The 23,254-nt window shown below is 42.5% G+C and carries 19 protein-coding genes; 14 read left to right on the top strand and 5 right to left on the bottom strand.

What is annotated here, in order from left to right; translation table 11 throughout:
• Positions 1 to 59 precede the first annotated feature (59 nt).
• The 3 genes from AACU32_RS20105 to AACU32_RS20095 form a co-directional block, all read right to left on the bottom strand.
• Positions 60 to 719 (bottom strand): response regulator transcription factor, encoded by a 660-nt coding sequence (locus tag AACU32_RS20105; RefSeq protein WP_096602642.1) that lies wholly within the window; start codon positions 717 to 719, stop codon positions 60 to 62.
• Between the two features lie 240 nt (positions 720 to 959).
• Positions 960 to 1,976, bottom strand: coding sequence for a sensor histidine kinase (locus AACU32_RS20100; RefSeq protein ID WP_445223231.1), 1,017 nt, complete (start codon positions 1,974 to 1,976; stop codon positions 960 to 962).
• Between the two features lie 112 nt (positions 1,977 to 2,088).
• Positions 2,089 to 2,805 carry a Uma2 family endonuclease gene (locus AACU32_RS20095; protein ID WP_339378114.1) on the bottom strand — a complete coding sequence of 239 codons (717 nt, stop codon included), beginning with the start codon at positions 2,803 to 2,805 and terminating at the stop codon, positions 2,089 to 2,091.
• A 356-nt stretch (positions 2,806 to 3,161) separates the two neighbouring features.
• On the opposite strand from AACU32_RS20095, the gene kdpA reads away from it, so the two are divergent.
• Entirely contained in the window at positions 3,162 to 4,907 is a 1,746-nt protein-coding gene (gene kdpA, locus AACU32_RS20090; RefSeq protein WP_096602639.1) for a potassium-transporting ATPase subunit KdpA, read from the top strand.
• A gap of 35 nt (positions 4,908 to 4,942) precedes the next feature.
• Here kdpA and AACU32_RS20085 read toward each other — a convergent pair whose 3' ends face one another.
• Entirely contained in the window at positions 4,943 to 5,257 is a 315-nt protein-coding gene (locus tag AACU32_RS20085) for a hypothetical protein (RefSeq protein WP_339378113.1), read from the bottom strand.
• An 84-nt stretch (positions 5,258 to 5,341) separates the two neighbouring features.
• On the opposite strand from AACU32_RS20085, the gene kdpB reads away from it, so the two are divergent.
• The 9 genes from kdpB to AACU32_RS20040 all read left to right on the top strand — a co-directional run bounded on the left by kdpB (position 5,342) and on the right by AACU32_RS20040 (position 17,691).
• Positions 5,342 to 7,489, top strand: coding sequence for a potassium-transporting ATPase subunit KdpB (gene kdpB, locus AACU32_RS20080; RefSeq protein ID WP_096602637.1), 2,148 nt, complete (start codon positions 5,342 to 5,344; stop codon positions 7,487 to 7,489).
• A gap of 245 nt (positions 7,490 to 7,734) precedes the next feature.
• Positions 7,735 to 7,986, top strand: a complete 252-nt coding sequence (locus AACU32_RS20075) for a potassium-transporting ATPase subunit F (RefSeq protein WP_096602635.1) — start codon at positions 7,735 to 7,737, stop codon at positions 7,984 to 7,986.
• Positions 7,987 to 8,120: 134 nt separating this feature from the next.
• Complete coding sequence (gene kdpC / locus AACU32_RS20070; protein ID WP_096602633.1) at positions 8,121 to 8,732, top strand: K(+)-transporting ATPase subunit C; 612 nt, start codon at positions 8,121 to 8,123, stop codon at positions 8,730 to 8,732.
• A gap of 57 nt (positions 8,733 to 8,789) precedes the next feature.
• Positions 8,790 to 9,911, top strand: a complete 1,122-nt coding sequence (locus AACU32_RS20065; protein ID WP_096602631.1) for a sensor protein KdpD — start codon at positions 8,790 to 8,792, stop codon at positions 9,909 to 9,911.
• A gap of 361 nt (positions 9,912 to 10,272) precedes the next feature.
• Positions 10,273 to 14,226 carry a DUF2157 domain-containing protein gene (locus AACU32_RS20060; RefSeq protein ID WP_445223185.1) on the top strand — a complete coding sequence of 1,318 codons (3,954 nt, stop codon included), beginning with the start codon at positions 10,273 to 10,275 and terminating at the stop codon, positions 14,224 to 14,226.
• Positions 14,227 to 14,886: 660 nt separating this feature from the next.
• Complete coding sequence (locus AACU32_RS20055; protein WP_096602628.1) at positions 14,887 to 15,234, top strand: DUF433 domain-containing protein; 348 nt, start codon at positions 14,887 to 14,889, stop codon at positions 15,232 to 15,234.
• 3 nt (positions 15,235 to 15,237) lie between these two features.
• A complete protein-coding gene (locus tag AACU32_RS20050) occupies positions 15,238 to 15,579 on the top strand; it encodes a DUF5615 family PIN-like protein (protein WP_096602626.1) in 342 nt (113 codons plus the stop codon).
• An 80-nt stretch (positions 15,580 to 15,659) separates the two neighbouring features.
• The gene (locus AACU32_RS20045; protein ID WP_096602624.1) at positions 15,660 to 16,709 is read left to right on the top strand and encodes a threonine aldolase family protein; all 1,050 of its coding nucleotides are present in this window, start codon (positions 15,660 to 15,662) and stop codon (positions 16,707 to 16,709) included.
• Positions 16,710 to 17,082: 373 nt separating this feature from the next.
• Entirely contained in the window at positions 17,083 to 17,691 is a 609-nt protein-coding gene (locus tag AACU32_RS20040; RefSeq protein ID WP_096602622.1) for a DUF2996 domain-containing protein, read from the top strand.
• A gap of 60 nt (positions 17,692 to 17,751) precedes the next feature.
• Here AACU32_RS20040 and AACU32_RS20035 read toward each other — a convergent pair whose 3' ends face one another.
• Positions 17,752 to 18,291: an NINE protein gene (locus AACU32_RS20035; RefSeq protein ID WP_096608085.1), complete on the bottom strand. Its 540-nt coding sequence runs from the start codon at positions 18,289 to 18,291 to the stop codon at positions 17,752 to 17,754.
• A gap of 699 nt (positions 18,292 to 18,990) precedes the next feature.
• Here AACU32_RS20035 and acsF point away from each other — a divergent pair.
• From acsF to AACU32_RS20015, 4 genes are all read left to right on the top strand, one after another.
• Positions 18,991 to 20,067: a magnesium-protoporphyrin IX monomethyl ester (oxidative) cyclase gene (gene acsF / locus AACU32_RS20030; protein ID WP_096602621.1), complete on the top strand. Its 1,077-nt coding sequence runs from the start codon at positions 18,991 to 18,993 to the stop codon at positions 20,065 to 20,067.
• A 274-nt stretch (positions 20,068 to 20,341) separates the two neighbouring features.
• A complete protein-coding gene (locus AACU32_RS20025) occupies positions 20,342 to 20,887 on the top strand; it encodes a DUF6174 domain-containing protein (RefSeq protein ID WP_096602619.1) in 546 nt (181 codons plus the stop codon).
• A gap of 333 nt (positions 20,888 to 21,220) precedes the next feature.
• A complete protein-coding gene (locus tag AACU32_RS20020; protein ID WP_339378112.1) occupies positions 21,221 to 21,685 on the top strand; it encodes a hypothetical protein in 465 nt (154 codons plus the stop codon).
• Positions 21,686 to 21,718: 33 nt separating this feature from the next.
• Positions 21,719 to 23,119, top strand: a complete 1,401-nt coding sequence (locus AACU32_RS20015) for a hypothetical protein (RefSeq protein ID WP_096602615.1) — start codon at positions 21,719 to 21,721, stop codon at positions 23,117 to 23,119.
• Positions 23,120 to 23,254 lie beyond the last annotated feature (135 nt).

Raw genomic sequence — 23,254 nt, 5'->3', positions numbered from 1 at the left:
GACAGGGAGAATGACAAATGACAAATGACAAATGACAAATGACAAATGACAACTGACAACTAACTATTTTTAATCAAATGTTTTTGGAAGGCGACGACGACGGCTTGAGTGCGATCGCTTACTTCTAATTTCTGTAAAATTGCATGAATATGAACGCGCACTGTTCCCGGTGCAATATATAATTCATGGGCAATTTCTTGATTAGTTTTGCCGGCGGCTAACAGCGAGAGAATTTCTTGTTCGCGCCCAGTTAGGGGATTGACAGGCTTTGTGATGTTTTCTAACTCCGGAGGCGATGGTTCAGAACTCAACGAAGAACGAATTTCTTTAGTTGCAGTTGCATCCCACCAAGAAGCACCAGCCGCTACAGAACGCAGGGCTAAAACTAATTTTTCTGCCGCAATTCCTTTGAGACAGTAGCCTTGTGCGCCTGCTTCAATTAATCTTGTAATTAAAGGTTTTTGCGAATGGGAAGTTAAAACTAAAACTGGTAGCAGAGGATTTTGCTGTTTAATTTCTCTACAAGCTTCAATTCCGCCAATTCCTGGTAAACCCACATCCAACAGCACCACATCTAGAGGAGTTTGCTTAACTAACTCAATAGCTGTTTCACCATCTTCAGCTTCAGCGACAATCTCTAAACCTGGTTCTTGTTGCAATCGCACACGCAAACCCAAGCGGAAGAGTTCATCGTCCTCAACAAGGAGAATTTTGATCATTTGTCAGTTGTCAGTAGGGGCGGGTTTATTTAGATCATCGCTGATCGGTGAGGATATCTGTCAACCCGCCCGTACAGTTGTCCGTTGTCTTCTTCCCTAGGGCGTGTTTTCAAACTCATCGTTATTCCTAAGATTCCGCGCCGATCCCCCCAACCCCCCTTATTAAGGGGGGCAAAAAATCCTTCAAAGTCCCCCTTGTAAAGGGGGATAATGGGGGATCTAAGACTTTGAAAACACTCCCTATCCCCTATCCCCTTGAAACGGGTAAATGGGCAATTTGAAAGCAAATATTGCACCAGTGGGTATTCTGTTCTCTGCCCAAATTATACCTCTGTGAGCTGAAATAATTTGGCGAGAGAGATAAAGCCCCAATCCTGAACCTTTGGCTTGGCGCTGGCTATGTCCTTGATAAAATCGTTCAAATATATGGGATAACTCTTCTGTCTCAATCCCCGCACCTGTATCTAAAATTTTTACAACCTGGTAAGTAGTTTGGGGTTCTAAAACTACTTCCACCCTTCCCCCGCGCCGGGAATGATTAATTGCATTCACTAACAGATTATTAAAAACTCGTTGCAGTTGCAGTGCATCACCTTGAACCCATAAGGCGCGTCGCCAATCAGAATCACCATAATTCACCGAGAGATGAACACGACGATTGGCGGCTAATTCAATCAAACTAGCAGCTGCATCTTCTGCTAAGTTCGCTAAATCTACAGGTGCTAACTCCAGCTTTAAGCCTTCAGTATCGTTGCGATAGATATCTAATAAAGTTTCTAAAAGTTGCAGGGAAGTTTTATGGCTGCGTGCCATTGTATCTAAGACTTGTTGCTGGGTAGGTGACACAGAGCCAAATTTTTCTTGTTGAAAGGCTTTGATGGTTTCCATTGCGCCCAGCAACGGCGTTTTTAAATCATGGGTGAGTGTCGAAGCAAAATCTTCGCGGACTTTGACTAATTCCTCTTGCGATTCTAACTTGGCACGAGCCAGAGCGATCGCTTCTTGGGAACGACGCAGGCGATCGCTTAACACACCTGTGACAATTAAAGCCAAAACTGCGATCGCGCGACTTGCAACTGTGGATGCTTTGATTACTCCACCTTCTGGTAACCAAATATTCAACATAGTTAAGCAGACAGCAACCACTGTCGCTTGAAAAGTTGCAATTCTCCCAAACCATGAATTTGCTAATAATATAGGGCCTGTATACAGATAGCCAAATACATATTCAGTCGGGGTAGAAAACTCCATGAACATGACAGTGAGAAATAGCGCCAAGATGACTGTAATTCTACTCACTTGAGAGTTATTGGGCATTGGGCATTTGTTATTTGTTATTTGTCATTCTCCGCGTCACCACGTCACCGCGTCACCGTGTCTCCTCATCCCCCCTCCCCTTACTAGCGAGATGTTCTCCAAAACTCTGGTGTTCTGCACTTGCCAAACCTTGCTGCAAAACTTCTAAGACTTTAGCTAAATTTCCGGTTAATAATGCTGCTTTATCTAACCATAAACCCGGAAAAACTTGGGAACAAATCACACCATCAGCATTCGGTGTTAGCTGAATATATTCGCCTTCCTGTAACTTGAACCAATCAAATTCACCGTCATAAACTCGCCATACTAAATACTCTTGCACTTGATTACGGCGGTATACTTTTAACTTGTCGTGTAAATCTAGAGAAACACTACTAGCTGCAACTTCCACAATTAACTCTGGCGCACCTTCAATATAGTCATCATCGCTAACACGCGTCTGTCCCCCATTGGCAATTCTCAAGCAGACATCTGGTTGAGGTTCGTTATCTGCATCTAGACGTACAGTGGAATTATCAGCGAGTTTAACGCCTGGTGTAGCCACTTTGTAAAGTCCCAACCAAATGATAATATCAGCATGGGGTTCACCATGACCTGTAACTCGTAACGGAGATGCCATATACACAATTCCTTCAATCAGTTCTGCTTTTTTCACTTCAGGCATAGCATGATAACGACGCTCAAATTCAGCGCGAGTGAGTTTATCACCGTTTTCCAAAGGTGGAAGGGTTGAGAGAGGTATGATAATTGTGCCAGGACGTGTAATCATATTTTGATTTACGGCAATTTCACTATTAATCTCATTTTAAGGAGTATCTGTAGGGTGGGCATTGCCCAGACTACTAGTGGTCTGTCCCATTAATTTTGCGAGGCTGCTAGATCCCCGACTTCTTTAAGAAGTCGGGGATCTGAACATCCGCGACTCATCAGAATTAATGGGATGAACCACTAGGAAAGGATCTAAACGCTCTAAACGATAAATATAGGCATCATAAACGCTACCTATATCAAAAATAAGCCTGTTTTTATATCTTCTATATCTTGTATCTCTTAGCAAAACAATTGATGATGAAAGTAAATTAACAATTTGTATTACAAGTTACGAATTATCGATTGGTATAAATCATGCTACAGGGATGGATTCAGATAGCATTAACGCTAATAATTGTAGTAGTAATAACTCCATTTTTTGGCAGATATATGGCGCGTGTCTATCAAGAACAGCGCACTTTTCTCGACCCAACTTTAAACCCAGTTGAACGATTGCTTTACTCTTTGGTAGGCGTTCCCACTAAAGCAGATATGACAGGTTGGCAGTATGCCAGAGCCATATTGTACAGCAATGTAGTGATGGGTTTGCTGATATTTTTCATCATCATGAATCAAGGATGGCTACCCCTAAACCCGACTAAGATAGGTGCGCCAACTTGGGATACAGCATTACACACAACCATATCTTTTATTACTAACACCAACCAGCAGCATTATTCGGGTGAAACCTACCTCAGTTATGCCAGCCAAATGTGGGGGCTGGGATATCATATGTTTACCTCGGCGGCGACTGGGTTGGCGGTGGGGATTGCTTTTATCCGAGGTTTGACTGGTAGATCTTTGGGCAATTTTTATGTAGATTTAATTCGTTCAATCACGCGGATTTTGTTACCTATTTGTATTGTCGGTGGTATTGCTTTGATGGCGGCTGGTGTTCCCGAAACCTTAGCAGGGCCAGTTGTCTTCCCCACCTTAGAAGATTCTAATATTAGTCAGGCGATCGCGCGCGGCCCGGTTGCTCATTTTGAAATCATCAAGGAATTGGGAGAAAACGGCGGCGGCTTTTTCGCTATCAACTCAGCCCACCCTTTTGAAAATCCCAACCCCTTCACAAATTTAATTGAGATTGTGGCGATGATTTCAATTCCCACATCTCTGATTTACACCTATGGTTTGTTTGCTAATAACACCAAACAAGCTTGGTTAGTCTACGGGATGGTGAGTGTACTTTTCCTAACATTTTTGACGGTTAACGCCATTGGCGAATATAACGGTAATCCGGCTGTAAATGCACTGTTGGGCAGTACACAACCAAATTTAGAAGGCAAAGAAGTTAGATTTGGTTGGGCACAGTCGGCGCTGTTTGCCACATTGACAACAGGGACTATGACTGGTGCTGTTAATAGTATGCATGATTCATTCATGCCTAACGGTGGTTTTGTCACTCTGTCAAATATGTTTCTGCAAATCATTTGGGGTGGACAAGGTACGGGAACAGCATACTTGTTTGCTTACTTGATTTTGGCAGTATTTGTCACAGGTTTGATGGTAGGGCGCACACCAGAATTTCTTGGACGGAAAATTGAAAAGCGTGAAGTGGTGCTGGCGAGTTTTTTGATTCTCTTAGTTCACCCCATTGCCATTATGATACCTGCGGGCATCACGTTAGCATTTCCCGACCAACTCGCAGGAATCAGCAATCCCGGCTTTCACGGTTTCGCGCAAGTTATCTACGAATACGCCTCCGCTGCGGCTAATAATGGTTCAGGATTTGAAGGTTTAGGAGATTCTCAACCATCACCAATCGCTATTGCAACCGGTGCAAAAACCACCGTAACAGCTTTGTGGTGGAACCTCAGTACCTGCTTTAGTTTACTTGCAGGACGCTACATCCCGGTTATCGGGTTGCTGTTACTTGCAGATAGTCTATCTCGCAAACAACAAGTCCCTTTCACCGCAGGCACATTGCGCACCGACACCGGATTATTCACAGGTGTCACCGCCGGCGTAATTTTAATTCTCGGCGCACTAACATTCTTCCCCGTTTTAGCATTCGGCCCCATCGGCGAGGCTTTTTGGATTGCGAAAGGGATTGGGTAGTTAGTTGTTGGTTGTCTGTTGTTTGTTGTCTGTTGTCAAACTCGAAGTTTTAGTTTTAAAGGTGCAACGTTCAGGTTTAAAGCTGCAATGTTCCGGTTCAAAACCTCAAAATTCCAGTTCAAAGCTGCAACGTTCCGGTTCAAAGCTGCAATGTTCATGTTCAAAGCCTCAACATTCAGGTTCAAAGCTGCAACGTTCATGTTCAAAACAGCAAATTCCGACATCAAAGCTGCAACGTTTAGGCTCAAAGGTGCAAATTCCAGCATAAAAGCCGCAACTTTCAAGTTCAAAGCCTCAACTTTCAGCCTCAAAGCCTCAACTTTCTCCATCAAAACCGCAACAGACATCATAAATTCTCAACGCATTTTACCCCAATCACCTCTCCCTTGTCCCCCTTGTCCTCCTTGTCCCCCTTGTCCCCCCCACTCCCCTTTATGACAACCAACATCGACTCATCCCCCCGCCCGCCCCGTGTTCCCCACGGCACTCGTGACTCCCGCAGACACACGCCGAAAGCAGATATGCGGGGACTTTATCAAAAAGCAATAAAAGAGTCATTTGTCAAGCTCAATCCCCGCATTGCTGTCAAGAATCCTGTGATGTTTGTGGTTTGGGTAGGGACAATTGTTACATTCTTAGTAACTATTGACCCCAATTTATTTGGTACATTACAGGCGGATGTCAACCAGCAACGCTTATTAAATGGGTTGATTACCTTCATTCTCTTTTTCACAGTTCTGTTTGCCAACTTTGCCGAGGCTGTTGCTGAAGGAAGAGGTAAAGCCCAAGCAGATTCTTTAAGGTCAACCCGTACCGATGCGATCGCGCGCAAAATCCTGCCCGATGGTACAATTGTCCAAGTCAATTCTCCAGAATTACGCCGTAACGATTTAGTAAAAGTCATTGCCAATGATCTGATTCCGGCAGATGGCGAAGTAATTCAAGGTATCGGTTCGGTAGATGAGTCAGCAATTACTGGAGAATCTGCCCCTGTACTCAAGCAACCAGGTACAGATATAGCTAGTTCCGTCACCGGCGGTACACGCCTACTTTCAGATGAATTAACAATACGCATCACCGCCGATCCTGGTCAAGGCTTTATCGATCGGATGATTTCCTTAGTAGAAGGAGCAGAAAGAACTAAAACACCTAACGAAATTGCCTTAACAGTATTATTAGCCGTACTTACCCAAGTCTTTTTAATTGTAGTTGCAACCATGTCTCCCTTTGTCAACTACATCGCTAACTTCATCAGTACAGTATTTGGTGCGGAAGCCGCAAACAGTTTACGTGCAGGTGCTAGCGTTGCCATCTTAATTTCCCTGTTGGTAGCTTTAATACCCACAACCATCGGTGGTTTACTCAGTGCAATTGGGATTGCTGGCATGGATAGAGTCGCCCAGTTTAACGTTATCGCCACCTCTGGGCGAGCAGTAGAAGCCTGTGGTGACATCAACGCCTTAGTGCTAGATAAAACTGGTACAATTACCTTGGGAAACCGCATGGCTGATGAGTTTATCCCTGTAAATAGTTATACAGTGGAAGATGTCGCCAGAGTTGCTCTCACAGCCAGTGTATTTGATGAAACACCAGAAGGCAGATCAATTGTCAAACTAGCCGAAAATTCAGGAATCACGGTTGATTTCGACACCAAACAAGCCGAAGGTGTGGAATTTTCCGCCAAAACCCGGATGAGTGGAACAAACTTACCCAGTGGGAAACAAGTGCGTAAAGGAGCAGTCGATGCAATTAAAGGCTTTGTGCGATCGCGTGGTGGTAAAATTGCCGATGATGTAGACGCAGCCTACGAGCGAGTTTCCCGCTTAGGTGGTACACCCTTAGCAGTCTGTCAAGATGACCAAATTTTCGGAGTTATCTATCTCAAAGATATAGTCAAACCAGGTTTACGGGAAAGATTCGATCAACTCCGCCGTATGGGTGTGCGCACCATCATGCTGACAGGAGACAATCGCATCACCGCAGGTGTAATTGCGCAAGAAGCTGGCGTAGATGACTTTATCGCCGAAGCCACACCAGAAGACAAGATTGGCGTTATTCGCAACGAACAATCCCAAGGTAAACTAGTCGCCATGACAGGCGATGGTACCAACGACGCACCCGCATTAGCCCAAGCCAACGTAGGGGTAGCCATGAACTCCGGTACTCAAGCCGCCAAAGAAGCTGCTAACATGGTGGACTTAGATTCCGACCCCACCAAATTAATTGATTTAGTCACCATTGGGAAACAATTGCTCATTACCCGTGGCGCATTAACCACCTTTTCTATTGCTAATGATATCGCCAAATACTTCGCCATCATCCCGACAATCTTCGCCGCTGCTGGAATTGGCGCACTAAATATTATGGGACTCAAAAGCGCCCAATCGGCAATTATTTCCGCTTTAATTTACAACGCCTTGATTATTCCCGTACTGATTCCCTTAGCACTCAAAGGCGTAAAATTCCGTCCTCTCACAGCGGATCAACTATTAAAACGCAACATTTTCATTTATGGCGTAGGCGGTATTATTGCACCCTTCATCGCCATCAAACTCATCGATGTCATCTTACCTCTTTCTTAACCTCAAATACCTCTCTTTCCCTTGGCGTACTTGGCGTACTTGGTGAGACCAGCCCCCGTCTTGGCGGCTTCCGTCACGATGGGGGACTGGCGAACCCGTTAGCGCAGCGTTAGCGAGTCTTCGAGCGTCAGGGCGGTTCATTTAAAAAAGAATCTCACGCAAAGGCGCAAAGGCGCAAAGGTACAAAGAAAAATCATCTCTCTGCGTCTGGGCGGTTCATTTCTCTTAAAAATAACTACTCAACTATGAAACCTCAACTCTCAATCCAAACACTTGCAGCTATCACCGAAATCTTCTCAGATTGGCGCAAACAAAAACTGCCCTTATACCTATTCCTAGGAATGTGCTTCAACCTAGTAGTTGCGCCTGTCGTATATGCAGCCACAGGCGAACAATTTTCTCGCACTCAAGCCTGGGCTTTAGGATTATTAGGAATAGCAACCCTAAGCCTTTCCATCTATTTATTCTTTGTCATGTTCGTACCAGAGAAATTCTAAGAGACTTACTCGTAAAAAAATATTTCCTTGCTATTGTTCACAGTCAACCGTCAACAGTCAACCGTCAACAGTCAACCGTCAACAGTCAACCGTCAACAACTTTAACGGAATAATTTATTTTTTGGAGTTCCCTAATGAGTTTTACCACAGAAGCCAGCAGAGCAATTCGTTCTACATTTGTACTTTGGATTATTGGCGCAATTATCTACCCATTTATGATGATTACTGTTGGGCAAATTGTATTTCCATCCCAAGCCAACGGTAGTTTAATCAAAGATGATCAGGGTAAGGTTATCGGTTCTGCCTTAATTGGTCAACCCTTTAAGAGCGATCGCTATTTTAACACTCGCCCCAGCACCACCAGCTACAGCACCGCCGATCCCAAAAAAGATGAAGCTGGAATTCTCCAAACCGGGGTTTCTGGTGCTAGTAACCTCGCTCCGAGTAATTCAGCCTTACTAGAACGCATCAAAGGTAAAGATGGCGATTTCAACCGACTTAAAACAGCAGGTGTACAGCCTACCGCAGATTTACTTTACACCTCTGGTTCCAGCCTTGACCCCCACATTACCCCAGAAGCAGCCAGAGCGCAAATTTCCCGTATCGCCAAAGCGCGAGGAATTCAACCCCAACAGTTAGAAACTTTGATTAATCAAAATACTGATGGTCGCTTTCTGGGTATATTTGGTGAACCTGGGGTTAACGTCTTGAAATTAAATCTCGCTTTAGATGCATTAAATTCGTAGTTAAAACTTCTCGAAGCACCGAAGCACTGACGAACTCATCAAAATTTTTAACGGTGAATGTTCAATAACTCGACAAACTCGCCCGACAGCGCTTACATCCGTCCTCACCGACGCGGGAAACATAAAATATTCATCGGTATGGCTCCCGGTGTCGGTAAAACCTATAAAATGTTGGAAGAAGCCCATCAGCTCAAGCAAGATGGTATTGATGTTGTCATTGGTATCTTAGAAACTCATGGACGCAAAGACACAGCCGAAAAAGCTCTAGGGTTAGAGGTGATTCCTAGAAAAGTCAGTATTCGCGAGCAAGTGACTTTAGAGGAAATGGATACAGATGCAATTTTACAGCGATCGCCTCAACTTGTGTTAGTCGATGAACTGGCGCATACTAATGTACCGGGTTCTCCAAGAGAAAAGCGCTACCAAGACGTAGAAGTAATTCTCGCCGCTGGAATTGATGTCTACTCCACCGTTAATATTCAGCATTTAGAAAGTTTAAACGACTTAGTAGCCAGAATTACAGGCGTTGTCGTGCGAGAACGGATTCCCGACAGGATACTAGATGAAGCTGATGCGGTTGTCGTCATTGATGTAACTCCCGAAACTCTCGAAGAACGCTTGCGAGAAGGCAAAATTTATGCATCAGAGAAAATCCAGCAATCCCTAGAAAACTTCTTTGTACGTCGTAACTTAATTGCTTTGCGAGAACTCGCTCTGCGAGAAGTTGCAGATACAGTTGAAGAGGGAGCAAACACTTCTCCATTGGAAGGACAAAACTGTAATATTCACGAACGAGTTTTAGTTTGTCTGTCTACCTATCCTAACTCAGTACAATTGCTGCGTCGGGGCGCACGTATTGCTAATTATATGAATGGGCGACTTTATGCCATTTTTGTCGCCCACCCTGAGCGATTCCTCACCAAAAAAGAAAGTTTACATATTGATACCTGCGAGAAATTATGTAAAGAATTTGGTGGCGAATTTTTACACGTCAAAAGTCCCAATGTTTCCCAAGAAATTGCTCAAGTTGCAGCCAAGTATCACATCACCCAAATAGTCATTGGTGAAACCCAACAGCCTAAATGGAAAAGATGGCTGAAAGGCTCTTTTACCCAGCGATTGATGGAGTTAATTAGAAAACAAAATATCGATTTACATATCATCGCCACAGAGAAATAATTTGTCAGTTGTCAGTTTATTGAGAACAGAAAGCTTGTACCATAGCGACCTAAATGAGTGGGAAAATTTATCGTTGAGGTAGGCAACAGGAAATAAGGATTTAAGAATATACTTTGTTTTTTCACAAATGATTTAGGAATGTTATAGAAATCTTAAATCATTTGTGAAATATTTTATAAAGGTTGTTAACAGTCAACAGTCAACAGTCAACTGTTAACAATTAATAAGTGAACTTATCTTTTGGTCTTCCCGGATCGTAGGCTTACTGAGTATTGGTTAAGTGAATTAAGTGGCACATATACAGCCACAATATATTTTATGCAAGATTTGATAAAAATATATCCTTATACGGATGCGGTGTATGTTACCCGATCGCCCGCTCAAAATTGAAGTTAAGTTGTCATCCTCCCATCCTCAGCTATTGGAGGGACTGGATTTATGGTTGCGTTTAGGTTTGATATCGGATACCCAAGTAAGGCAAATTTGCCGAGAGTTTCTGGTGTGTCCGATGGTATTGAACCCTCAGAGAGTTAAAGCAACTGCTGATCCTGTGAAACCATTACCTGTAGAGATGTTACAGGTAACTTCTATACCATCGCCTAGCAGTAAGTTACCAGTTGAACCAGCAAAACCCAACTTCTTCACCACAATGTTGCAGTCTTTGGGTGAGGAATTGAGTGTCCGCTGGTTGCTGTTTTTAGGAGTATTTTTAGTAGTGGTATCCTCTGGGGTACTAGCTGCTAGTCAGTGGGAAAAGTTTCCGGCTTCGGGACAGTATGGGGTTTTATTTGCTTATACTTTAAGTTTTTGGGGTTTCGGCTTTTGGGCGGCGAAACAAAACAACCTAAGATTAACGGCGCAAACATTGCTGCTGGTGACTCTGTTGTTAGTACCGGTTAATTTTTGGGCAATGGACAGTTTTAAACTGTGGCACAATCCTTTAGATTGGATCACAGTGGCGATCGCAGCTCCTACCCTAACAGTGATGACTGTTTTACTTTTCAGTAATCGCCTATTTTTTATTAATGTCCGCACCGATAAGTTACTGCTAATCAATATTCTGGGGTTATCTTTCTTACAATGGGGTTGGAAATTACCGAACTTTCCCTTAATTGCCGTGTACTTGGCAATGATCGGCACAACTATTATTACTATTTATCACAATCGCTACCGCCGTCAGAAAACCCCAGATACTTCAGCTAGTGAAGGTAGTAGCCGCATTAGTGTAGGTATTAATTTACCTGCTGCCGTGATTATTTATGCCTTAATCGTGCTATTAGTGCGGGCAATTTTTATTGTCAACGTAGATGTTACTCAGCTAGGGTTAGCGATTGGGATTTGCGGCTGGTTAATGACTTGGTTAGCACAGCGAGAGATGCGGGAAGAAGACACGGAGATCAAGGGACGCGGGGACGCGGGGACAGAATTCTCCTCGTCCCCGCGTCCTCGCGTCTCCCCATCCTTCATCATTTGGGAAAGACTAGGCAGTATTGTACTATTCTTAGGTTGGTTGGTTGCAGTCACAAATTATCCTTGGCAAGCAATAGCTGTGAGTGGGTTAAGTTTGCAGTTTGTGGGTAGTCGCTTGCAGAGGTATAGTTTACAGACTGATTTCGCCGGAGTATTTGTTATTGGCTTACAGACGATTTGGTTAGGTTGGCGGTTAGTACCTGCAAATATTCAAGCACAAGCGATCGCATTTGGTACGCAATTAACTAATTCCCAAAATCAACCTGGGGCGTTGCTGAGTATTGCTTTGTTTCCCTACCTCATTTTGATGGTGGCGCTGACAAATCGTTTTTATCGGGCGCAAAAGCGAGATTTGGTACTATGTGGTGATGCGCTGACGCTAATATTGGGAACTGTGTTAACTACGATCGCTCTCGTAAATCCTATATTGCGATCGCTCAATTTACTATTATCTACCATCACCCTGCTTGTCATTACCAAACGCCGCTTTCCCAGACAAAGAGAATCTTCTCCCTTGCCCTATCTGACTCATATCATGGGAGTATTGACGCTTTGCTCAACTGTGAATTGGCTATTCCCAACTTTGGGTAGGGAATTCTGGGCAAGTATTTTGTTAATTTTGATGGTAGCAGAGTGGGGATTAAGTCTCACTCCGGGAATTTGGCGACTGAGTTCATGGCATATTGGTTTAGGATTAGCCGCTACTAGTTTCATTTTACTTTGGGGAAATACAGCATCATCTTGGTCTGGTGTTGTTCAAAGTCAGCACCAGTGGGGAATCATCTGGTTAGTTACGCCTTTAACTCTCACAGGTATTGCTAGCCGTAGCCATCGAGAAGAACGCACGATTAATACTACCTTGAGTGTTATATCTTTAGGATTAGCTCAGTTACTAACTATACAGCTACCAGGGATAAGATTAATTGGTTTAGCAGTAGCTGCGGCGTTGATGTATGTCAATACCAGTTATTTAAGATACGAAATTACAGCCGCAATTACCCTGGGTTTTGGACTGGGTTTTATCGGCACGCTGTTATGGGAAGGAATACCCGGATTACCCCATTTAAGTGTAATGGGTTGGTTGTTGGTCGGGGCGATCGCTACTTTAAGTTTATGGTTAGGGCGTGCAGTTTTAATCCGCCAAAATAACGAACTAGCAAGGATTTATGCCGCCGCTAGTGATAAATGGGCGATCGCATTATGTAGTCTAGAGTTATTCTTACTTACAGTCCATTCCCTCGCTGTGTACGAGAAATTTCAGACACCAGGAGTTTTATATTTAACTAGTATTACCATTACTTTAACTGGTATTGTCTATCGCAGTTGGCGCGAACCTAATAACTGGGCGTTTTATGCTATTGGTTGGTGCATGGAACTACTGGTAGCAGAAATCCTCGGCTTTTGGGGACGTTCGACAGTGAATATGGCGATCGCCAATATTGCCTTAGGTTTAAGCGCGGAACTTCTGGGAGAATGGTGGCGACGACGTTATCAATTAAATCGTCTCACCAGTCTGCATATTCTCCCATTGGCATACGCACTCTTAAGTGTCATCCTCCGCTTAGATACCTTTGAAAGTTGGACAGGCTTATGTTCTCTGGGCGTAGCTTTAATTTTCATTGGTGTGGGGCGCAGAACTGAAAAATTCCAACCCCTGCTGTATTTGGGAATCGTGGGTGTTTCCCTTTCTGCTTATGAATTGTTGTTTTACCAGATGTCGCAAGCCAAAGGCGGTGCTTATGGTGATGCATTAATTGCAATGGCGGCTTTGGGTACAGGCATTATGTACGCCTACCGGATTTTATCACCTTGGGTAGGGGATTATTTGCGTCTGACTCCAAGGGAATTAAAAACTATCGCCCATCTTCACTGGGCTTGGAGTAGTTTGTTATTACTCGCTGGAATTATTGCGCCTATCGCCGTGAATCGCCTGTTAGGTTTGGGTACAGGGATTGTCTTGATTCAGTATGCGATATTTCAAGGCAGGAATATCACTGCTTCTACCCAAATTATGGGTAACATTACCATAGCAGAGATATGGGTTTATCTTGGTTTATTACAGCTAGCCGCCCTGAGAATATATTGGCGAGGGACAATTGTCGAGCATCTTCTCAGTCATGTATTAGTACCTTGGAATGCTGCTATCTCCTGTGTCTTCGCCTACTTTCTCTACATTTTACCTTGGGAGGATTGGGGATGGTCAAAAAGACCTTGGCAAAACGCCGCGTATATTATCCCATTGATAATTTTAGCCGAAACCAGCCTGAAAGTTTACCCCATAACTTTAGCGATCGCGGCTTGTTACTATATCTTCCTTGCCAAAATTGAAGACAACATCCGCTTTACCTATATCAGCGTCGCTTTAATTGATTGGGCACTATTTCGCATCTTCTCAGACTTCCGCCTCAATGATGGTTTGTGGTATGCCACAGTAATTGGTTTATCCTTACTATATATTGCCCAAATAGATCCCCTACTCAGGCTACCAGAAGGTAAAGAAGCTCGCCACAGTTTAAGGATGCTTGGCAGTGGATTGATTTGCGGCTGGGCAGTGTTTTTTAATCAAGATACCGCCTTAATACCCGGAATTTTCAGCTTAATTACCATTTTTGCTGGATTAGGACTGCGCATCAGAGCATTTCTCTACATTGGTACAGCCGCATTTTTATTTACTAGTATTAACCAACTAGTAATTTTTAGCTTGCGTTATCCATTTTTAAAATGGGTTGTTGGTTTGTTCGTAGGGATAGTCTTAATTTCTATCGCTGCTAACTTTGAAACTCGCCGCGCCCAAATTAGTTCTTTATTGCGCAATACCAATGATGAATTTCATCACTGGGAATAGAATTAATTCGTAATTCGTAATTTAATTTTAGAATTAGGGTGTGTTATTGCTGAGAGGTTGTTTGAAAAGTCAAAATCTATACTAAAAACCTCTCTCCAAACCTCTCTCCTGCAAGGAGAGAGGCTTTGAAACCCCCCTTCCCTACAAGCAGGGCTGTTTCATTCGATAATGAGGCGTAATTTGTCAATATCATTGGCGATGTTTTTTTGATATAGAAGTGAGAGAAAACCTACATTTCAACCCAGGAAAATCAAATTTTCGCCTAGAAAATTCGCGCGATTGCGAAACATAACCCTTGACATTATGAGCCTTTGAGGGAATGAAACAGCCCTGCTTCCCTACAAGGGAATGGGGGGTTAGGTTTTTGAGGCTTAGATGTTACCAAAAATACTTTTCAAACATCCTCTGAGGGTAAAGCACCTTGGACAATTAAATACTAAGTTGAAAAAATCAGGCAACAAATCTGATTGTAGAGACGTTTCATGAAACGTCTCTACAGCAGTTTTGGATAAATTCAATTATTATAGCGGTTATCGGTTGAGTCCAATACACTCTTTTGGGCACGGCAGTGTTCCCTACATGCGACGATATAATTTTGTATTACATCCAAACCAGAAGCGCTATATATAGATAAAATTTATAATAAAGCCAAGCTAAATTATGACACGACAAGAATTAGTAACACAACTGCAAGCATTAAATGCAACTGAAAAAGCCGAAGCCATACAAATATTGACTAAAACTTTAAGTAATGGCTCACTAGGAATTACCAAAACTATCGGCGTGTGTGGTGGAGATGCTTGTATTGCTAACACTCGCATTCCAGTTTGGTCACTAGTAAATGACCGTCGTTTAGGAATGAGTGATGCTCGCATTTTAGAAGCATTTCCCCATCTTACTGCTGCTGACTTAGTAAACGCTTGGGCTTATGCAGATGCAAACCCAGAAGAAATTGAACAAGCAATCAGAGAAAATGAGGAAGTAATGCTAGAAAATCTGGAATATTGAAAATTGGCACCTCTTTATACAGATGAAAACTTTCCATTACCAGTGGTGGAATTTCTTCGCGCGTTCGGTCACGATGTCTTAACAGCTAGGGAAGCAGGAAATGCAAATCTGAAAATTCCTGATGAAGATGTATTAATGTTCGCCACAAGAAATGAGCGAGCAGTTTTGACCCGTAATCGTCGCGATTTTATCCGATTGCATCGTTTACAACCAAACCATGCTGGCATAATTGTCTGTACAGAAGACCCAGATTTTGAACAATTAGCAACTCATATCCATGAAATGATTTCTGCTGAAACAAGGTTAAAAGAAAAATTGATGCGCGTTAATCGTCCAGCAATATGAACAAGATGCTAGAGGGATAGAAGAAAAATTGTTAAGATTAATAATTACAGTTGGAACTAAACCATATTAAATTATACAAAATGTCAGTCAAAATTAAAAATAACCAGTCAGAACAATTTGCTAGTGATAATAACTCTGGGATTTGTCCCGAAGCCTGGGAGTACATGCTGCAAGCTAATCAAGGTAGCGCTCCCGCCTATGGAAACGATGAATGGACGCAAAAAGCAACCGATTATTTTCGCGAACTTTTTGAAATTGATTGCGAAGTATTTTTCACCTTTAATGGTACAGCCGCCAATTCCCTATCTTTAGCTGCACTTTGTCAGTCATATCACAGTGTCATCTGTCATGAAACATCCCACATAGAAACAGATGAATGTGGCGCACCGGAATTTGCTTCTAACGGTTCTAAATTACTACTAGCTAAAGGTGAAAATGGCAAGTTAACAGCAGAAGCTATAGAGACGCTGGTAACTAAACGCACTGATATTCATTATCCCAAACCAAAAGTAATTAGCCTTACCCAAGCAACCGAATTAGGAACGTTATATACACCAGACGAACTTTTAAGTATTAAAGAAACTGCTCGCCAATATAACTTAAAAATCCACATGGATGGCGCTCGGTTTGCCAATGCAGTCGCCGCATTAAATCAAAGCCCTGCTGAAATTACTTGGAAAATTGGTGTAGACGTGCTATGTTTTTGTGGCACAAAGAATGGTATGGCTTTAGGCGAAGCGATTATTTTCTTTAACAAAGCTTTAGCCGAAGATTTTGATTATCGTTGCAAACAAGCAGGGCAACTAGCATCAAAAATGCGGTTTATTTCTGCCCCGTGGTTAGGTTTATTAGAAACTGGAGCTTGGCTAAAAAATGCCCGTCATGCAAATCAATGTGCTGCCTATTTAGAAAATAAATTATTGAACATAGATGGCGTAGAAATGATGTTTCCTAGAGAAGCCAACGCTGTTTTTGCTAAACTACCCGAACAGGCAATTCACATCTTAAAACAAAAAGGCTGGCAGTTTTATACATTTATTGGTGTCGGAGGAGTCCGTTTTATGTGTTCTTGGAACACCACACAATCGAGAATTGATGAATTAGTTAATGATATCAAAAATGCGATTTAAGTCATTAGTCATTAGTCATTAGTCATTAGTCATTTGTAAAAGGGAACAGGGTAAAATGCGTGAATTTTGAATTGTTGATCTCCCTTGTCTCCCTTTTCCCCCTTGTCTTCCTTGTCTCCCTCATCTCCCGTCCCTTGGCGTACTTGGCGTACTTGGCGGTTTGGTAAAAATAATTATTCTCACTCAGGTAAGATTGCTATAGTAAGTATCGAAAAATCTTATCAAATAATGGTTGCTGGAGATTGAATATTGACTATGGCTAGGAAATTATGTTTGCTAGCTATAGCGAAGCTCTCCTATGCCAAAATGAAAGTAACTAATACCATAAGGTGAGCGATCGCTCTGAAAGCTAGATAAAGGATTGACCTGAGCAATGGCAGACGAAACCAATCAAAATCCAGCGGGAGAGGTAGCTCCCACCACTGACGAACCAGTAGCGACAAGCCTCCCTACTGCCAACACGCCAGATCCCAAAGCAGCAAACCCAGAAACTAACCCGAATGCTGCCAAAGCTGCTGCTGTACCCCCCAAGCGCGAGAAACCCGCTGCTAAAGCAGATGGAGAAGAAAAACCCGCCGCCAAAGCAGCAGCCAAAAAGGAAAAAGCCCCAGCAGTGGAAGATAAGCCCTTTGTAGAGTTCATACAGCAAGAATACTTGCCAGCTGTGCAAAAGGCTATTACACAGCAAGGAGTGTCAGATTTACAGCTATCTTTTGCGAAACAAAAGTTTCCCATCACTGGCTTTGAATCAGCACAAGAATGCTACCAACTTATAGGTAGTTGGCAAAACGGTTTGCGCCAGTTTAACCTTTATTTTCCTGATGAAGATATTCAAGGAAAAAAGGGATTTTCTTGTAATGAAGGTAAAAAACCTAGCACTCTTGAGTCCTTCTTAATTGATGAACGGAAAATCACTCTTGACTTGCTGGTATTTGGTTTGGTGCAACGCTTGAATGGTCAAAAGTGGCTAGGTAGAAATTAGTCATTGGTCATTTGTCATTGGTCATTTGTCATTAGTTTTTAGACAACTGACAACTGACAATTAAAGCTCATGAAAATGGTAGGTGACGGCTCCAGTAATGGGGTCGTTATCTATTCTTACATAACCTGATTTGAACATCTCCTTGAGGTTTTTTTCCACTTCAGCAAAGCTGACCCCCGTTGCTTTCACACCTTGGGTGACAGTGAGAGTACCACCATTTCTCTCTGCGGCTTCGATGAGTTTAACAATGAGTTGGTTACCGCTAGGGCGATAAGTTGAAGTTGCAACTACTGGCTGGTGTAGCGGTACACCCAAGGGAGATAGCCCTGCTTTGTCTCTGAGTTTTTGTTCGTAGTCTTCTACCATTCGCGGAATGAGAAACAAATCTACGAACTGACCTACACCAAATAAACCACCGCTAAATAGCCACAAAAAACCTGTGAAGATTTTGCCATTGTATAAACGGTGCAGTCCGCCGATTCCCACAAAACCAACTGCACACAATAAATAAGAAGTAAGAACAGGATTGTTATTGCTACGATTAATTTCCTCTCTCAATACCTCAGATAAACTATTGACTTGATATGCATTTGTATGCATATAGCTGGTAGCGTTACTCTTTGGTGAATACACTGCATAGGGATTAGCAATCAGTTTTTGCACAAATTTGCCATATTCTTCCACATCAGCCCGTGTTCCACCGAATCGATTACCGTGAGCAACCTCATGACAGAGTCTATTGGCATTGAAGATCCGAGAACGCGCCTCGTAGTTGAGATTGCCATAGTGTTGCATCAAATCGATTAACTCTTGCCAGTTTACTACTTGTCGGTCTAGCAGTTTGTAACGAGTTTCCATCTCAACAGCAGAATTTGCGGCTAGCCAGTCCCGAAAATAGTCTGCCAAAGCACCGTGAAAACTAACCAAAGCGCAACCCAGTAATTCTGCGTCGTTGCCAGCTTTTTGGAGTCGCTCCCAGCCTATGCGCAGCTTATCTGAATAATTACTCATCTATAATTTTTTACTATGGTTGTTATACAAAAATTTTACTGTTTCCACAATTTGGGCTTGTGCGATCGCACTAGGGGTAGATCTGCTCTTTCGTATGACAGTAGACTAGCGATCGCCGATTCTGGGTTCCAGCAAAATTGAAGTATTGTTGCAACTCTTAACGTTTCTTCTACAGGTTTTGATCCAGCAACTTGGTAGACTGAATTTTATACTAATGGTTTATTGTCATCTCGTTGCGCCAGTTTTCTGGTGTACTCAAGATAATAAAGACAAAAGAGAAATTAAGACATGGTAGATTCCCTCAAAAAACCAGGCTTTGAAGAATTGCGCCCAGGGATCAAGATCCCGGCAAAAGAAACACTGTTAACACCCCGGTTTTACACCACCGACTTTGATGAAATGGCGCGGATGGACATCTCCGTCAACGAAGACGAGTTAAAAGCCATTCTCGAAGAGTTTCGTGCAGACTACAACCGCCATCATTTTGTTCGGGATGCCGAGTTTGAACAATCCTGGGATCATATTGATGGGGAAACTCGCCGTTTGTTCGTTGAATTTCTAGAACGTTCCTGTACAGCCGAGTTCTCCGGATTTTTGCTGTACAAAGAACTCGGACGGCGCTTAAAAGACAAAAGCCCAGTTTTGGCAGAATGCTTCAACTTGATGTCACGGGATGAAGCACGTCATGCAGGCTTCTTGAACAAAGCAATGTCAGACTTTAATCTCTCCTTAGATTTAGGGTTTTTGACAAAAAGTCGGGCTTATACCTTCTTTAAGCCGAAATTTATTTTCTACGCAACTTATCTTTCAGAAAAAATTGGTTATTGGCGGTATATCACCATTTATCGTCATTTAGAAGCAAATCCAGAAGACCGGATTTATCCGATTTTCCGGTTCTTTGAAAACTGGTGTCAGGACGAAAACCGTCATGGTGATTTCTTCGATGCAATCATGAAATCACAACCACAAATGTTGAATGATTGGAAAGCAAGGCTCTGGAGTCGTTTCTTCCTGTTGTCAGTATTTGTAACCATGTATCTCAATGACATCCAGCGCAAAGACTTTTACGCTTCTATTGGACTGGATGCACGGGAATACGACATCTATGTCATTAAAAAGACTAATGAAACCGCAGGCAGAGTTTTCCCGTTGATGCTGGATGTTGAAAATCCAGAATTCTATCAACGCTTGGATGATTGTGTGGAAAAGATGGCAAAATTGAGTGCGATCGCCAATTCCAAAACTCCAAAATTCCTGCAATTCTTCCAAAAGCTACCAATTTACACCTCTCTTGGTTGGCAGATGCTAAGGCTTTACCTCATGAAACCGATTGATGCAGCTTCGGCTCAAGGTATGGCCCGTTAATAGATAACGGTTTTGCGAATTTTTAGTGGTTCTGTGTTAACACAGAGCCATTTTTTTTGGTTAATTCGTCATTTGTCATTCGTCATTGGTCATTTGTCAGAGTAACAGTCAACAGTCAACAGTCAACAGCTATAATACCTTTTCTCTAAAATCTGGCTACATATATCACCCTCAAGGGTACTACTCCTATATAGGTCAAACTAGTTAAGTTAAAGAAGTACTGACAATCTGAACAGCGAAAATATTTCGAGATGAAAGATATAGATAAAAAAATATGGCTGATATCAATAAACCTTATCTAGGATGGGCACTGATTATTACCTTATTTTTAAGTAGTGGAATTGCAATTTTTGCTAACCGGACATTATTCTCAAAGACTTCTACACATGAACTTGCAGCAGCTAAGAAAAAGTGGACTGCACAAAATATTACACATTATCGTTTAACTCTCAATTATTCTACCTTCAACAATTGCCAGCAAGAGGTAGAAATTAAAGATGACAAAGTGATTGCTGTTAAACAAAACTCTTGTTCAACAATACCGTTGCAGACTATTACTCAGTTTTTTACTGAGATAGAATCTGCCGCAAACGGCGAGAAATGCGGCCCAAATGGATGTGCCTGTGATGGGCCAATGCGTATAGATGCAAACTATGATCCTAAATATGGATACCCAAATCAACTTGATTTTAAATTAAAGCCAGAACAGCGTTGGCAATATATTGATTACTGGAAGAATCAATTGTCTGGGGGATATTGCACATTAATTGGTTTTGTGGGTAACAAAATTACGGTTAGTAAATTTACAGCTATTGAGTAGTTTTTATGTTTCGCGTGTAGTAATGGGCTTTGCTGATGGAAGCATCCCAATTTGCTTAATTCCTGGTTAATGAGTTCATTCATTGAGCTTTTCGGCTCACACTACGGAAGATAATGAAGCTTAATTCCTGGTTAATGAGTTCATTCATCGAGCAACATGCTCGCACTACGGAAAATAATGAAGCTTACAGCAGTTTTCACCTATTTGCACCACATCTATCGTAGGGGCACAGCACTGCTGTGCCCTGAGAGCGTGGTATATTTACCTGAAAATGGCTGTAATTCCTGGTTAATCAGTTCAAAAGCGAGCAATATGCTCGCACTACGGAAGATAATGAAACTTAATTCCTGGTTAATCAGGTTCAAAAGCGAGCAAGATGCTCGCACTACAGAAGATAATGAAGCTCAAAGCCTGATTAACGGAGTTCAAACACTCGTTAACGGAGTTCAAAGCCTGATTAACGGAGTTCAAAGCCTGATTAACGAAGCTCAAAGCCTGATTAACGAAGCTCAAAGACTCATTAACGGAGTTCAAACACTCGTTAACGGAGTTCAAAGCCTGATTAACGGAGTTCAAAGCCTGATTAACGGAGTTCAAAGCCTGATTAACGGAGTTCAAAGACTGGTTAACGGAGTTCAAAGCCTGATTAACGGAGTTCAAAGCCTGATTAACGGAGTTCAAAGACTCATTAACGACCTTTCTGTAGATGCGATCGCACCTGAGTCTCTTTTCCCAAAAATTCCTATCCAGCACGATTGGCTAATCGGGAGCAAAATACTGCAAATTAACGTCATATAGAGAAATAGTGACGAATATTGAATATATTTATAGATGGATAAGCGTTTTTTTAATAAGTTGCCACTGTTATTGACATTCTGCCTATTTACTAGCTTTTTACCTGCCTCGGGATCGGTTTTCTGTTCTGCATCTGCCCATGAAGATTACGGTAGAACAAGTAGAGATTATGGCACAGATGGTAGCAAAGGAAGCGATGGGCGATCTGGTAGAAGTGGTCGCAATGGTCAAAGCCAAACTATTTTTGTCGATGGTTCACCTGTAAATCTCGATTTATCAGGTCAAAATGGTGAGGATGGTGAAGATGGTCAAAGAGGCGATCGCCCTCACTGTGGTCATCAACCAGACAATGAGACCCACGATATCCAAGCACCAGATGGCGGTGCGGGCGGTGATGGTGGGAAAGGTGGAGATGGGGGAAATGGTGGTTCCCTGACTGTCTATTACAGTAACTTGGCAGATTTACGGAAAATTTCCGTCCGTGCAACTGGCGGCGAAGGTGGTCGCGGTGGTCGCGGTGCTAACGGTGGTCTAGGTTGTAATTGTCGCCGCCGAGAATGGGAAGTTAAAACTTGTACAGGAACTCCTGGTAGCGCAGATTATAAGTGTAAGGAAAAGACTTATAGATGTCATGATGGTAGAGATGGGCGCACTGGCGATGATGGTAGTAATGGTAACCGAGGTAGCTTAGGAATCTTAAGTATTGTCAAAGGTAAAGAATCCTTGGCTGGTGATATTCCCACTTTACAAACAGCAGTTTCGGAACTGACTCTTAAGCAATTCAATCTTTCCAAGAATAAGTGGAATATCAGGAGGGGAGCAACTTCCTTACTTGCGCCTGGTTCGGCGATCGCAGATGAATACCGAGAATTTGAACAACGATTAGAAGGGACTTTTCAACTGGTTTGGCAAGATAGGCAACCGATAACCAGCTTTGCTGGTCAGGTGGCAACACTGAATTTAAATGACAATAAACAAGTTGAAATTACTTTTGGGGAAGATTTATGGGTTGACGGTACAAGCAAAACTGAGGCTAACTTGACAACCTTGACTGTGAATAATGCAATTGCTAAAAAGGATGTGACACGTTTAGCAGTATCAGAATTTGCGGGTGCAGAACAAAATCTGAATTTAAAAATAGTAGATTTAGCAGCAAAATCTCATGCCCTTCAAACTCAGTTTCGCGTCAAATTCCGCGCACAGGATAATTCTTCCGGCTTATCTGATTTCCGTACTGTATATGAAGGTGATATTCCTGCCGAACTGGTGACCCGTGATTATAATCGTTTTATTCTCGCCTTAGGCAAACTCCCAATTCCCGCCACCGCCCTCAGTCCTGGGGTCAACGTTGATATTGAAGTAGTCGCAACTCGTTCTTTAGGTGGACGTTCAGCCAAGCAAAGCATAAACTGGCAAGGTCAGATCCGGAGGAGATAGGATTTGTTGACGGTTGACTGTTGACTGTTGACAAATGACCAATGACTAATGACAACTGACTATTTATTAATAGATATAGGTAGGAAATATTACTAAATCTAACTTATGATTTTATTGAGCAATAATTTAATACTT

Origin of the sequence: Calothrix sp. NIES-2100 (genome assembly GCF_963875285.1) — a bacterium.
GTDB lineage: Bacteria > Cyanobacteriota > Cyanobacteriia > Cyanobacteriales > Nostocaceae > Aulosira.
The sequence above is the reverse complement of the archived record's forward strand: the minus strand, read 5'-3'. Positions and strand labels throughout refer to the sequence as shown.

Bases quoted from the DNA above. Each gene is read 5' to 3' on its own strand.
- AACU32_RS20085 (WP_339378113.1), bottom strand. From the start codon at position 5,257: ATGATGTCTGTTGCGGTTTTGATGGAGAAAGTTGAGGCTTTGAGGCTG.
- AACU32_RS20015 (WP_096602615.1), top strand. From the start codon at position 21,719: ATGGATAAGCGTTTTTTTAATAAGTTGCCACTGTTATTGACATTCTGC.
- AACU32_RS20100 (WP_445223231.1), bottom strand. From the start codon at position 1,976: ATGTTCATGGAGTTTTCTACCCCGACTGAATATGTATTTGGCTATCTG.
- AACU32_RS20095 (WP_339378114.1), bottom strand. From the start codon at position 2,805: ATGATTACACGTCCTGGCACAATTATCATACCTCTCTCAACCCTTCCA.
- kdpB (WP_096602637.1), top strand. From the start codon at position 5,342: ATGACAACCAACATCGACTCATCCCCCCGCCCGCCCCGTGTTCCCCAC.
- kdpA (WP_096602639.1), top strand. From the start codon at position 3,162: ATGCTACAGGGATGGATTCAGATAGCATTAACGCTAATAATTGTAGTA.
- AACU32_RS20020 (WP_339378112.1), top strand. From the start codon at position 21,221: ATGAAACTTAATTCCTGGTTAATCAGGTTCAAAAGCGAGCAAGATGCT.
- acsF (WP_096602621.1), top strand. From the start codon at position 18,991: ATGGTAGATTCCCTCAAAAAACCAGGCTTTGAAGAATTGCGCCCAGGG.
- AACU32_RS20075 (WP_096602635.1), top strand. From the start codon at position 7,735: ATGAAACCTCAACTCTCAATCCAAACACTTGCAGCTATCACCGAAATC.
- AACU32_RS20045 (WP_096602624.1), top strand. From the start codon at position 15,660: ATGTCAGTCAAAATTAAAAATAACCAGTCAGAACAATTTGCTAGTGAT.
- AACU32_RS20040 (WP_096602622.1), top strand. From the start codon at position 17,083: ATGGCAGACGAAACCAATCAAAATCCAGCGGGAGAGGTAGCTCCCACC.
- AACU32_RS20055 (WP_096602628.1), top strand. From the start codon at position 14,887: ATGACACGACAAGAATTAGTAACACAACTGCAAGCATTAAATGCAACT.
- AACU32_RS20105 (WP_096602642.1), bottom strand. From the start codon at position 719: ATGATCAAAATTCTCCTTGTTGAGGACGATGAACTCTTCCGCTTGGGT.
- AACU32_RS20060 (WP_445223185.1), top strand. From the start codon at position 10,273: ATGTTACCCGATCGCCCGCTCAAAATTGAAGTTAAGTTGTCATCCTCC.
- AACU32_RS20065 (WP_096602631.1), top strand. From the start codon at position 8,790: ATGTTCAATAACTCGACAAACTCGCCCGACAGCGCTTACATCCGTCCT.
- AACU32_RS20035 (WP_096608085.1), bottom strand. From the start codon at position 18,291: ATGCATACAAATGCATATCAAGTCAATAGTTTATCTGAGGTATTGAGA.
- AACU32_RS20025 (WP_096602619.1), top strand. From the start codon at position 20,342: ATGGCTGATATCAATAAACCTTATCTAGGATGGGCACTGATTATTACC.
- kdpC (WP_096602633.1), top strand. From the start codon at position 8,121: ATGAGTTTTACCACAGAAGCCAGCAGAGCAATTCGTTCTACATTTGTA.